The 12793-nt window shown below is 40.7% G+C and carries 14 protein-coding genes; 11 read left to right on the forward strand and 3 right to left on the reverse strand.

Features of this window, described 5'->3' with window-relative positions; genetic code table 11:
• Positions 1–66: 66 nt before the first annotated feature.
• The 4 genes from IGJ28_RS09755 to IGJ28_RS09770 all read left to right on the forward strand — a co-directional run bounded on the left by IGJ28_RS09755 (position 67) and on the right by IGJ28_RS09770 (position 4697).
• Positions 67–1176: a hypothetical protein gene (locus IGJ28_RS09755; RefSeq protein WP_438845348.1), complete on the forward strand. Its 1110-nt coding sequence runs from the start codon at positions 67–69 to the stop codon at positions 1174–1176.
• A complete protein-coding gene (locus tag IGJ28_RS09760) occupies positions 1176–2390 on the forward strand; it encodes an ABC transporter permease (protein WP_252711862.1) in 1215 nt (404 codons plus the stop codon). The genes IGJ28_RS09755 and IGJ28_RS09760 overlap by 1 nt, the downstream gene beginning before the upstream one ends.
• Before the next feature lie 11 nt (positions 2391–2401).
• Positions 2402–3277 (forward strand): ABC transporter ATP-binding protein, encoded by an 876-nt coding sequence (locus IGJ28_RS09765; protein ID WP_252711863.1) that lies wholly within the window; start codon positions 2402–2404, stop codon positions 3275–3277.
• Positions 3278–3479: 202 nt separating this feature from the next.
• Positions 3480–4697, forward strand: a complete 1218-nt coding sequence (locus tag IGJ28_RS09770; RefSeq protein ID WP_003127177.1) for a pyridoxal phosphate-dependent aminotransferase — start codon at positions 3480–3482, stop codon at positions 4695–4697.
• A 135-nt stretch (positions 4698–4832) separates the two neighbouring features.
• On the opposite strand, the gene IGJ28_RS09775 is transcribed toward IGJ28_RS09770, so the two are convergent.
• A complete protein-coding gene (locus IGJ28_RS09775; RefSeq protein WP_021150977.1) occupies positions 4833–5024 on the reverse strand; it encodes a DUF2187 domain-containing protein in 192 nt (63 codons plus the stop codon).
• 142 nt (positions 5025–5166) lie between these two features.
• On the opposite strand from IGJ28_RS09775, the gene IGJ28_RS09780 reads away from it, so the two are divergent.
• Positions 5167–6024: a helix-turn-helix domain-containing protein gene (locus IGJ28_RS09780; protein WP_252711865.1), complete on the forward strand. Its 858-nt coding sequence runs from the start codon at positions 5167–5169 to the stop codon at positions 6022–6024.
• Positions 6025–6080: 56 nt separating this feature from the next.
• Positions 6081–7226, forward strand: a complete 1146-nt coding sequence (gene nagA / locus IGJ28_RS09785; RefSeq protein ID WP_103300052.1) for an N-acetylglucosamine-6-phosphate deacetylase — start codon at positions 6081–6083, stop codon at positions 7224–7226.
• Between the two features lie 189 nt (positions 7227–7415).
• On the opposite strand, the gene IGJ28_RS09790 is transcribed toward nagA, so the two are convergent.
• On the reverse strand, positions 7416–8012 hold the full coding sequence (locus tag IGJ28_RS09790; protein ID WP_003127183.1) for an FUSC family protein: 597 nt from the start codon (positions 8010–8012) through the stop codon (positions 7416–7418).
• 96 nt (positions 8013–8108) lie between these two features.
• Between IGJ28_RS09790 and IGJ28_RS09795 the strand changes: the two genes are divergently transcribed.
• Complete coding sequence (locus IGJ28_RS09795) at positions 8109–9059, forward strand: aromatic acid exporter family protein (RefSeq protein ID WP_005472481.1); 951 nt, start codon at positions 8109–8111, stop codon at positions 9057–9059.
• Positions 9060–9114: 55 nt separating this feature from the next.
• On the opposite strand, the gene IGJ28_RS09800 is transcribed toward IGJ28_RS09795, so the two are convergent.
• Positions 9115–10071, reverse strand: a complete 957-nt coding sequence (locus tag IGJ28_RS09800) for a Gfo/Idh/MocA family protein (protein WP_438845349.1) — start codon at positions 10069–10071, stop codon at positions 9115–9117.
• A gap of 125 nt (positions 10072–10196) precedes the next feature.
• Here IGJ28_RS09800 and IGJ28_RS09805 point away from each other — a divergent pair, with 125 nt between their 5' ends.
• The 4 genes from IGJ28_RS09805 to IGJ28_RS09820 are packed head-to-tail and all read left to right on the forward strand — an operon-like array spanning position 10197 to position 12792.
• On the forward strand, positions 10197–10700 hold the full coding sequence (locus tag IGJ28_RS09805; RefSeq protein WP_034704725.1) for a hypothetical protein: 504 nt from the start codon (positions 10197–10199) through the stop codon (positions 10698–10700).
• 13 nt (positions 10701–10713) lie between these two features.
• On the forward strand, positions 10714–11502 hold the full coding sequence (locus IGJ28_RS09810; protein WP_156247350.1) for a M15 family metallopeptidase: 789 nt from the start codon (positions 10714–10716) through the stop codon (positions 11500–11502).
• Positions 11495–12094 carry a glycoside hydrolase family 73 protein gene (locus tag IGJ28_RS09815; RefSeq protein WP_003127188.1) on the forward strand — a complete coding sequence of 200 codons (600 nt, stop codon included), beginning with the start codon at positions 11495–11497 and terminating at the stop codon, positions 12092–12094. The genes IGJ28_RS09810 and IGJ28_RS09815 overlap by 8 nt, the downstream gene beginning before the upstream one ends.
• 20 nt (positions 12095–12114) lie before the next feature.
• Entirely contained in the window at positions 12115–12792 is a 678-nt protein-coding gene (locus IGJ28_RS09820; RefSeq protein WP_029486902.1) for a hydrolase, read from the forward strand.
• Position 12793 lies beyond the last annotated feature (1 nt).

The following is a 12793-nucleotide window of genomic DNA, read 5'->3' on the forward strand; positions in this document are numbered from 1 at the left end:
AAATATTTAAGTGGCAGAATCTGGTATAATGAGAAAATAACTTTGGAGCTTTAAGGAGATTGATAAATGAACTACTTTAAAAATCTGCTGGCTAAATCGATTCGGCAGCGCCGTTTTTTGTTTACGATGATGGCAGCGTTCTTGATTGGTGTGGGGCTCGCTTTTTATCTTACATTCATGGAACCAGTGAATGTACAGGCAGAAATCACTATGCAAAAAGCGCAAGCATTACGGCTTGTAGACAATTATCAGAATTATCCAAATGAATCTCAGGACAAGCAAGAAACCTATCAACTGCTGCTGGCAAACAACACATTATCTAATCGGCAAGCCTCGAATCTAATCATGGAAGAATTTCCTCGTTTCAATCGGACCAGTGAAGAGATTGCAACAATTCAGCTGCAATTATGGGAAACCGCTTTACCAGATAAAGCCTTTTTACCATCTATCTGGCAATTGCAGCAAAATAAAGTGGTAGCAGCGCAGTTAGAAGAACAGGAAAAAGCTCCTTTTCTTACTGTTGACAATGCGCAGACTGCTGTTGCGTTGACTATTCAAGTGTTATTGGGATTTGGCTTTTTATTCTTGGCATTTTTTGCTAGCGATAATTTGCTGGAAGAAAAGCGCCATTTTTCTCTGATCCATTCCTATCCACAAGTCTTCCCTATAAGGATGATCAGTAAAGTCGGGGTAAAGATGATTGGTCATCTGGCAACGATCAGCCTGTTGCTTCTAGGAATCACTGCGGCCATGTCGGTGATCGGACGATGGGGGGATTGGCACTATCCAACGGCTATCTATTATCATCATACTTGGCATGCCGTACCTTTCTGGCAATACTTTCTATTGGTACTCGTGCTTTTGACAAGTTTGATTATTGTGACAGAATTACTGGGCTTTGTGGCCAATGTTTTGATTCCAAATCGCTATGTTTCTTTTTTTCTCCTTTGTCTTTGCTATGGTCTCGGTACAATAGCTAGTACACCATTCAGTAAATATTCCCCTTTTGCTGTTTTTGATTTGCAAAAGATCCTCACAGGTGAGTTTGCAGTCAGATCGCAATCGACAGTCGGGTTAGGGACAGCTTTGATCCTTCTTTTCTTATGGGGGGGGGGAGCGGTCGCCTTCTTGTTGATCGCAGATAAGAAAAACTGGCTAGCGAAAGGAGTCATATAATGAAAAATTATTTTCTCTTTGAACTACAGCAATTAATCAAAAGTAAAAAAACGATCGGGCTATGGTGCTTGTTAGTAATCGTTGCTGGCGTATACAGTTTTCGTGATCGCACCTATCGGCCAATTGAGCGAATAGACAAAAATGAAATTGAACAGCGGTATTTGACTAGACAATCCTTTTTGGATGAACAAGCAGAAAATCCCTCAGATCATTGGTCCGCCGTCATGGCAGTAGCGATGTTCGAGCCATGGAATCAAGCAGATAGCTTACGATTAACTTCCCTAGCTGCCAATGATTGGCAAAAGTATGCCAAAGCAACGAGCCAATGGTATCAGCTGAGTCTCCAATATACCGATGATGAAACAATTTTCTTCACGCCTGACTATTATACTTATCAGAACTATTATGCGGCTTATGATGGGAAATACGGCTATGCCTCCACTGCAAAATGGATGGAAAGTGCCAGTCAATTACCAAACAAAAAGCTTTCCAAGTATGTGTTGGAACAAAAAACGGGTATCCAATCTGTCCAGCGGGCATTTACGAATTACTTGCCGTTTCTCTTTCTTGGCGTGACGATCTTTTTGGCAATCGATAGTCTGACCAAAGATCGTCGACACAAAAGCTTATTCTTATCTTTGCCGGTGACGGTAGATGAGATTCTTTGGGCGAAAACAGCGGCACTGTTTATTGTGTCAACACTGATGATGATCAGTACACTCGTTTTGATTTGGATCGGTGTCGGCTGCCAATTCGGCTTTGGCTCATTGGACCTACCCGTCAGTATCTTGTCTTCATCCTTTGATGCCCGTTATCCTATTTCTTCTGCCGATGTTTTTTATACACGCCCTGTTGGAGTTTTCTTACTTCAGTGTATGGGGGTAGGAATCGTGCTGCAATTGATCTATATCCGAGGCATTCTCTTGCTTAGCACACTTTGGCGCTCAGAATTAGCCAATCTCTTTCTTGCTGGTTTTGGCTTGATTAGTCCACTTATTTTTCAGAGACGCTGGTTTAGTGCATTCTTGGATAAATCAAATGATGCCTATTTGTATCAAAATTATGGTCAGATCCTTTCAGGATTCAGCCGTTTTTATTTTGGGTCCTCTGAGTTTGTCCTTGCGAAAGGACTGCTGCTTTTTGGTGTAGTGTGGCTGCTGATCGAGATCGGTCTTTTTGTTCGTGTACAGCAGAAGCAATTTAAGCTTGTTTAGGAGGTTTGGAAATGTTAGCAATGAAAAACGTAACTGTGACATTTAAACGAAATGTTTTGGATGATTTAACGTTGGACTTTCATCCTGGAGAAATCGTCGGCTTAGTGGCGCCGAACGGTACTGGAAAATCAACACTACTCAATGTATTGATGAATTTTGTTCAGCCGACTAGTGGGGAGATCTTTCTCGATCAAACACAGCTTTACACGTCCAAGAAGTCAGAAATGGCAGCTCACCAGAAAATCTCTTTTTTCCCTGATCAGAACGATCTATATAATGATCTCAGCGGATTAGAACATTTAAAACTTTATCAACGAATGTGGCGATCAGAGGAAGCGCTGATTGATCAAACCGTGAATCAATTAAGAATGACTGACTATATCAAGCGGCCGGTTGGAACCTATTCGTTGGGGATGCGTCAAAGACTGTGTTTTGCGATGCAGATCGTGACAGACACGCCCTATATGTTGATGGACGAAGTCATGAATGGGTTGGATCCGACCAATGTGGAATTGATTTCTAACGTTTTAAAAGGGTTGCGGGAGAAAAAGAAATCGATCCTGATTGCTTCCCATATTTTGACCAATTTGGATAGTTATGCAGATCGCGTTTTGTTTTTGAAAGATGGCAAGATTATCCATGAATACCTGGGAAAGAATTCTTTAGTAGATGAACCAATTTATTTAAAAGCAAAAGATCCAGAGTTTTTGGTTTCATTTCCCGAATTAACAACATTGACAATCGATCTTCAAGAACAGGTCTATTTAATCGAAATCAGTGATCCTCAGCTGCCGCAACGCTTTATTGAAGCTGGTTTTACAGAATTTTCAATTGGCCATCTCGCATTAGCTGAACGCTATTTAAAATTCTTTCCAGAGAATGACTGAACAAAAACGAATGAACGGCTAGGCAATAAAAGAGCGTTCATTCGTTTCTTTTAGAAAAGAATTTATTTAAAAGTCGTAAAGTTCTGTCAATTTGACCGTTTTTTTTCTAAACTTTTTGCTATAATAAATGCAATCTTTTAAAAAAGAATATCACTAGAACCAAGGTAATTTGCATTGATTCTACTGTCAAAGGAGAATTCGAATGAGAAAATTTGAAAAGTCATCAAAACTAGAAGGCGTAAGTTATGATGTCCGGGGACCAGTCCTAGAAGAAGCAGAACGGATGCAAGAAGAAGGCATCAGCATCTTGAAATTGAATACAGGTAATCCGGCACCATTTGGTTTTGAAGCGCCAAATGAGATCGTCCGTGACTTGATTATGAATGTGCGGGAGTCTGAAGGCTACTCTGATTCTAAAGGGATTTTTTCAGCCCGCAAAGCCATCGAGCAATATTATCAATTACAAAAGTTTCCAAATGTGACGATCAATGATATTTATACCGGAAATGGTGTATCAGAACTGATCACCATGTGTATGCAAGGGCTATGTAATAATGGCGATGAAGTGTTGGTGCCGATGCCTGATTATCCTTTATGGACGGCATCGATCTCTTTAGCTGGTGGAAAACCTGTACACTACATTTGCGATGAACAATCTGACTGGAACCCAGATATTGAAGATATTCGTTCAAAAATCACAAGTAAAACGAAAGCCATCGTGATCATCAACCCTAATAATCCTACAGGTGCTGTCTATCCAAAAGAAGTATTGCAGCAAATTGTTGATGTGGCTCGCGACCATGACTTGATTATTTTTTCTGACGAAATCTATGATCGGTTAGTGATGGATGATTATGTTCACGTCCCAATCGCTACATTAGCTCCGGATCGCTTTGTTGTGACTCTTGGTGGATTGTCTAAATCACATCGTGTAGCCGGATTCCGGGTTGGCTGGATGGTCCTTAGCGGGGATAAGAGAAACGTTAAAGATTATATTGAGGGCTTGAATATGCTTTCCTCTATGAGGCTTTGTTCAAATGTTCTTTCTCAGCAGATCATTCAGACGGCGTTAGGTGGCTATCAAAGTTCGGATGAACTGCTGCTTCCAGGAGGAAGGATCTATGAGCAAAGAGAGTATATTTATCAAGCATTGAATGACATTCCTGGTTTATCAGCCGTTAAACCTAAAGCGGCATTTTATATTTTCCCTAAGATCGATGTCAAACGCTTCAATATTAAGAATGATGAACAGTTTGTGTTGGATTTTCTGCATGAGCACCATGTGCTATTAGTGCACGGGGGCGGATTTAATTGGCAAGAACCAGATCATTTCCGAATCGTTTATTTACCGAATATGGATGATTTGAAAGCAACGACCGAAAAGATGCGGGAGTTTTTAGCCACTTATCAGCAAAAATAAGTAAGCAATAGTAGGAATGAACAATAGTAAAAAAAACGAACAGTTGGCTCCTTATCCTGTACCTTGTAGCAAGGCATCGGACCAGATCCAACTGCTCGTTTTTTTGATTGATCGAATATCTTAAAATCATAGCGCTTATTGCATATGCTTAGTCAGCAGTCTGCTGACATTTTTTTTACTGATGATCATTCGATCATTGAATTTTTCCAGCATTTCTTCGCTAGGGTCTGTCACTTGCACAAGAACCGAATTTTCATATTCTCTTTCGACTTTTCCTGCATAGACCTTGCCTTCCCAAGTGAAGGTAATGGTGCTGTTAATCGTCATAGAAACACCTCGTTTTAAATTGTTAAAAAATACCAAGATATTGTTGGAATTGCTTTCCTTTTTGCTATTATGTGCTAAAATGAAGAAAATTAAAAATGCGAATTCGCATTTTTTTTAATGTTGAAAAAGTTGGAGGAGAGTCATGGCAAATTCACAAGAATCCTTTGGCCAAATCATTCGCACGTTCCGCAAAAAGCGCAAGATGACACAAAAGATGTTGGCAGAAGATATCTGTTCACAAAGTGTTTTGAGCCGGATCGAAAATAATGAAGAATTACCGAATGTATTGGTCATGCATCAAATCTGTCAACGATTAGGCGTTACCTTAGATCAAGTAATGATGCTCCATGCTGAAGAGATCAATCGAACGAATCAAGTGTTCGCTCAAATGGAAAGCCATTTTGTTCATAAAGAGTACCAAGAGTTATTGACCAAACTGCAGGATAAAACGATCATGGACTATCTATATTTGGACGCAGACATGCAAATGTACTATTACTTTTTAGGGAGTTGCGAATATTTCTTGTTCCAAGATTATGAAGCAGCGATTGAAAGCCTTAAAAAAGGCTTATCCTACTCTTATCAGCAAGATAAAATCAATATCTCTGTGATGGAGATTCGACTCTTAAGTTGTATGGGGCGAGTGTATAATGATATGCAGCAATTAGAAGAAGCACGTTTTTATCTAGAAAAAAGTTACCATGGGGTGCAAGTGCTGCCGGCAGAACGGATGACCACAACCTTGACCAAAGTATTCTACAACTATGCAGTTTTTTTAGCGAAACAAGAAGAATTCACCACTGCTTTACAAATTCTAGAAGAAGGTATCGATCTTGCCAGAGAAAAGAACAGTTTCTATTTTTTAGAAGAATTATTTGAACTGAAAGGCCATGTCTTTGTCGCTCTTGACAATCAGCAAGCAGCCGATGAAAGTTTTGCTCTTTATCAAGCGGTCGTCGATATTCGAAATTCATCGAGAAATGGTGTAGACCTTTCTTGACTTCTTACTCAAATAAGAGTAATTTTAAGGAAGAAAAGAAATAAGGAGCGATCAAGATGAAAACATATATTTATGCGGACAAATTCTTTTTGAAGTCAGCTGTTCATGGGGCAGGTTATCTGGAGATCATTGACGGCAAATTTGGCGATATCGTCAATGAAGTACCGGAAGATGCGGAAGTAACTGATTATTCTGGGCAATGGATAGCTCCAGGACTCGTAGATACCCATATCCATGGGTTCATGAACCACGATGTCATGGACAACGATGCAGAAGGGATCAAAGCTATGTCAGAAGGCTTATTGTCTTGTGGTGTAACTTCTTTCTTGCCGACGACATTGACTTCCAGCAAAGAACGTCTAAGAGATGTAGCAGAAACTGTCGGACAAGTGAAAGATTCTGTTACCGGTGCGAAAATCCAAGGGATTTATTTTGAAGGACCTTTCTTTACTGAAGAACACAAAGGCGCTCAAAATCCAATCTATTTTGGTGATCCAGACATCGATACATTCCACGAATGGCAGGAAGCTTCTGGTGGGATTATCAAAAAAATTGCCTTAGCTCCTGAACGTAAAGGCGTTACCGATTTTGTGTCTCAAGTGACAGAAGAAGGTGTTGTGGTTGCCTTAGGTCATAGTAATGGGACTTTACAGGAAGCTGAAGCTGCTGTTGAAGCAGGAGCCAGTGTTTTTGTTCATGCCTATAACGGAATGAGAGGACTAAATCACCGAGAACCAGGGATGGTAGGAGCATTGCTATCATTAAAAGAAGTATTCTCTGAATTGATCTGTGATGGACATCATGTTCATCCGCAAGCGGCTGAGATCTTGATGGAAAAAGCCGGGCATGACCATGTTGCTTTGATCACCGACTGTATGATGGCAGGAGGTATGCCGGATGGAGATTATATTCTTGGAGAATTCCCTGTTGTCGTAAAAGATGGAACAGCTCGTCTAAAAGAAGGAAACTTGGCCGGAAGTATTTTGAAATTAAAAGAAGCCATCAAAAATGTTGTTGAGTGGGAGATTGCTACCCCGCAAGAAGCAATCATGATGGCAAGTCTAGTGCCAGCAATCAGTTGTAAAATCGATGACAAATGCGGCATGATCAAGAAAGGTCGAGCAGCTGACTTTATCGTGTTGGACCCTCAAATGAATCTGCAAGCGACATTTTTAGATGGTGTTTGCCGGTACGAAGCTTAAGCAGAAAAAAGACACAGATCGCCAATTGGTGATCTGTGCTTTTTTTGTAAAAACGTTTAATTGTTTTATCGATTTTCATCAATAGCTGGAAGGTAGATCAAATTTTTCTTGCCCAACAAAAGAAAACAGCAAAAACGCCTTCCTCACAAGCTGTCTTGATACGTAAAAAGCTAAGTAGTGAGAGGGCGTTTATTTTTGTTCTTGCTGCTTGGAGATTTCTTCTTGAACATCTTCCAGCATAGTTTTCAATTCCGTTTCTCTTTCCTTCAATACAACCAAGTCTTCTTTGATTTCTGCTTGTTTTTCTTTTTCGGGAGGCCTCAAGACAAAATTGATGAAGATCGCAATCAGCGTACCAATAAAAGTGTCTAACACGCGATCTAATGCAAAAATAAAAGACTCTCCTTGTGGAACACTAAGAGTGATCAATAACATCGTAGCAATCCCAGAAATAATACCGGAATTATTATTGATCCCATCCGAAAGAACGATAATGAAGGCCACTAAAGCGGGGAGTACCAATAACTCGATCAAAAAATCATTGTGGAAATACTGTTTCATGAAGAAGTAGATGATGGCAGTAGCCCCACCGATCGAATTTCCTAAAACTCGTGATTTCCCAAAAGAAAGGGTCGTTGTTAAATCTTGACGTAGTGAGAAGACAGCGGAAAGGGCAGCGATCAAAGGCTGTCCGCGATTCAAAAATCGAAACAGCAAGATACACAACATGACAGCAATTGCGGTTTTTATCGTTCGCATCCCTAAACGAAAGCGGCCAAATTGCATGATCGATTTCCTCCTTTTCTTTAATCATAACCAAAATAACCGATAAATTCTAGTGAAATCCTTTTTTGTTTAGTATACTTTGAAAGGAGGTGCAGAATGAAAATTGGAATGAGAACAGTCAAGACAGCGATTGCTTCGGGTTTATCGATGGCAGTGGCTCAAGCGATTGGGTTATTATATGCGCCAGCCGCAGGGATCATTGCGATTTTGAGCGTAGGCAACACAAAGAAAACATCGCTTTATACGGGCATTGGACGCTTGATCTCACTGGCACTGGCGACAATTCTGGCATTTTGCAGTTTTTCGCTTCTGGGATATAATCCTTTAGGGTTTGTGCTCTTTTTGTTTTTGTTCATCCCAATGGCTGTCCGTTTTTCATTGACAGATGGCATCGTGGTCAATTCAGTCTTAGTAACGCACTATTTACTGGAAGAATCCTTTGCTTGGCGCTTGATCGTCAATGAATTCTTGCTCATGATTCTCGGAGTTGGCTTTGCATTAGTATTTAATCTTTATATGCCAGATGGAGAAAAAGAACTGAAAGAATTGCAGCAAGAAACAGAAAAGACGTTTAAAAGACTTTTAAAAGATATGTCTGAACACTTAAATCAACCTTCTCGATTGACCTTGCAAGGGCAATGTCAATCATTATTGGCAAAGATTCGACAAGGACAAGAAAAAGCACAGGTCCATCAAGAAAACCAATGGAGCCAAAAGAATAGTTACTATGAAGCGTATTTCGCGATGCGGCGTGCGCAAGTTCGTTTGTTGACAGAAATGATTGGTCTCTTGCGATCCATTTGGGTAGAAGAAGTTTATACAGAGAAATTTCGTGCCTTGCTGCTGTATACCGCAGAAACATTTGATGAAGCTAACGACGGCGAAGACCTTTTGCTAAGGATCGAAGAGTTGTATCAAGATTATCGACAAAAACCGCTGCCTAGAAATCGCGAGGAGTTTGAAAATCGCGCGCAATTGTTTCAATTTTTGCAGTCGTTTAAACGTTTTATTGAAATCAAAGCCGAATTTGCTGAACGGGATCATTAAGAAAAGGAAAGAATACGACTGCCCAGCGAATCAAATCGCTGGGCAGTCAATTGTTTTATTTTGTTTGCTTCCAAAATTGTTGCATCTGGTCTAAGACGGCAATGACGTCGCTTGTTAGATGGATCGATCCTTTAGAAGTCCCTTCAATAGTTTTAATCATATTGGCGATTTCGTAATTTAGTGCTTGGGTCGTATCGCCTGTTTCAATAAACTCATTGGAGCCATCACGATAGTGGATGGTTGCTTTATCAGCCCGCGGATATTCTTCGACTGTGATATAGCCTTCTTCAAAAGCAACGATTCCTGTTTTTGGCATTTTAGCTTGGAAAGTTAGGGTCACACTGGCCATTTCATCAGCTGGGTTACGCAAAATCGTCACGGATTGTTCATCAACGCCGGTTTCAAAAGGCTTCATGCTGCTGAATTCTACCTTTGGTGACTCACTCATGAAAAAGCGGGCAAAAGAGACGGCATAAGTACCAATGTCAAGCAGTGCACCGCCGCCTAAATCAGGATTGAAAAAACGATTTTGAGGATCAGGATCCTTGTAACTGCCAAAAGGTGCTTGAATCATTTTTAATTTTCCTAGTTTGCCAGAGGCTACGATTTCTTTTAGACGGTGATAAAGCGGCATGTTGTAGATGGTCATCGCCTCTTCTAAAACCAATCCTTTTTCTTTGGCTAAGGCCAGTTCTTCAGCAAGTTCATCGCCACTTGTAGTGATCGCTTTTTCGCAAAGAACGTGTTTCCCTGCTGCCAGTGCTGCCATGATGTAGTGATGGTGGATATCATTTGGTACCGCAATATAGACGATATCGATCGATGGATCAGCCAACATTGCTTCAGCAGATTCATAAGCCTGAGGAATCGAGAAACGTTCCGCAAATGCTTGGACTTTTGAGTAACGGCGGGCACAGACACCGTACAAATCGCTAGCATGGCTTGCAAATCCAGCGGCAAATTGTGTGGCGATGTCTCCAAGGCCAATTATGCCCCAACGATATTTTTTCATTTTCTATCAGCTCCTTCGTTTTTAGTATAACAAAACTTAGTGAATCTTAAAAATATTGCAAAGCCAAAGTTAAAAGTTCCATTTATGTCCAGCTTTCAGTAAAATAGATACAGGAGGGATGTATGATGCATAACGTGTCTATTGCAATTATTTTAAGTACAGTTATTGAACAATATTCTACGGAAGCTCGTTTCTATGAAACGCAGCTTGGAATCGATCGAGAACAATGGGAGGCTTGGAAAAATGGGACAGCGAGTTTGACACCTGCTGAAAATCAGAAAATCAAATTGCTGTTCTCTGATTATGAATGGATGCTGATTCAAAAAATTGTTCGTCAAACGGTGATCTATCCCGAAAAGAGAACAAGTGCGGTAGCTGAATTCAAGAAAATGAAGACACAGATTGCACGCACGTGGCTTTCAAATGATTTGGCAAAAGTGGAATTATTAACACAATCTGAAGAAAGTACCCAATACCTTGATTTAAGAGTCAGTATTACGTATGATGAATGGGGCTATGACGACATTTTGAACTTCCGTCTGCCTGCTTTTGTCCAACAACAAATCAAGAATGAGAAAATTGAGTTGTTGGCATGGGTCAAAGAGAATTTAGAAGAGACATATAATTAAAGGTAGGGTTTTTTTGAAAAAATATTTAGGTATCTTAGCTGCTGCTGGCTTTCTATTAATTAGTTTGGTAGCTAGTCTGCAGCAGGAACATTCAGCGAGCAGCGAAACAATCGCAAGTAGTCAGACAGTGGCGTCTAGCAGTGAAAAAGAACAAGCAAGAGTCTCTCAGAAGAGTAAAGATTTTCCCAAAATATCTTTAGATGATTGGGCGCTTGTTTTAGTGGGCCCCCTGAATAAAGGAACTGAAATCGATACGGGGGGATTAGCAAAATTAACCAATGGCTATCTCGTGGACAAACGAATCGTTTCTGACTATGAAAAATTAAAAGCTGCCGCAGAAAAAGCTGGTCATCCTTTAGTGATGATCTCCGCCTTTCGCTCCATCGCCTCGCAAAAGGCTGTTTTTGATCAGAATGTCACGATGCTGATGAGTCAAGGACAAAGCAAAGAGAAGGCAATCGAAACAACCAAACGAACGATGACAGAACCAGGTTACAGTGAACACCATACGGGTTTAGCCGTAGACGTAGTTGATCGACAATGGTATGATTCTTATCCAGAAACCGTATTGGACCATCGATTTGGTGAGACAGATGGCGGCAAGTGGCTGCAAGCGCATGCCCGGGAATACGGCTTTATCATTCGTTACCCAGAAGGAAAGCAGGCCATTACTCAGATCGATTATGAACCTTGGCATTTACGCTATGTTGGTGTAGAAACTGCTACATATATTGAAAAACATCAACTGACTCTGGAAGAATTTCTAGAGCAAGTAAAAGAACAGGAGGAAGAAAATGAGTAAACGACGCAAAACAACGAAGACTCGACTGCCGTTTGTCTTTTTAGGTATCCTCTTGATTGGACTTGCTTTTATTTTTTCAATGAACAGTTTAGCCGATCCCTTGCCGAAACAAGAGGATAGTGAAGAAATGACTCAGCAAGAATTTATTGATCGCATTGCACCTCATGCACAGGAATTGCAAAAGGGGTACGGTATTTTACCGAGCATTATTTTAGGGCAAGCCATCTTGGAGTCTGATTGGGGCAAAAGTACACTAGCTAGTGAATACAATAATCTTTTTGGAATCAAAGCATTTGGACATAGTAAAAAAGTGACATTAGATACCCAAGAGTTTTATAATGAGCAGTGGGTAACGATCCAAGGCGATTTTCGAGTCTATGATTCGTGGGAAGAGTCCATGGATGACCACACGATGCTCTTTGTCAATGGCGTAGACTGGAATCCAGCGCTCTATGTAAATGTTTTGTCGGCAACAGACTACAAAACAGCTGCCAAAGCATTGCAAGAAGCTGGTTATGCCACAGATCCGGATTATGCAGAGAAAATCATTCGTGTAATTGAAACCTATCATTTAAATCAATACGACCAATAGACGGAAAGAAGTGGGTGCCCATGGAAGAAAAATACATGCCAAAGATCACAACGGAACTGCGAAAAGATATCGTGAAAGTTCCTAAAGTTATCAGACAAGCAAGCGGGATTCAAATTTTTGGCAAACAGATCCGCTCGATCATTTTTACTACAGATATTGCAATCATCCGCAATACCAATGCAGATGCGGTGATTGCCGTCTATCCCTTTACCCCGCACCCTGCGATTACCAAAGCGATTATCGAGGCAGCTGATATTCCCGTATTTTCGGGGGTCGGAGGAGGTTTGACTCAAGGATTTCGTTCTTCTTATATGAGCATGTTTGCAGAAGCGCAAGGTTCCATTGGTGTGGTGCTAAATGGTCCGACACCACTGAAAACTGTGGAGCAGGTCTGTAAGGTCATTGATATTCCTGTGATCAGTACCGTAACTAGTAAATATACCAAAATTGATGAAAAATTGAAGTTAGGTGTCAAAGTGATCAATATCAGTGCTGGAAAAAAAACCGCTGAGACTGTTCGTTATTTTCGCGAGCGGTATCCTGAATTGCCAATCATCGCTACTGGAGGCCCTACAGATGAAAGTATTTTAGAAACGATCGAAGCAGGCGCCAATGCAATCACCTATACACCACCTTCCAATGGAGAGTTATTCAGCAAAAAAATGCAGCACTATCGGGAAATGGAAAAACCTGATTAGT

The organism is Enterococcus sp. AZ091, from assembly GCF_051714805.1.
Lineage (GTDB): Bacteria > Bacillota > Bacilli > Lactobacillales > Enterococcaceae > Enterococcus_D > Enterococcus_D gallinarum.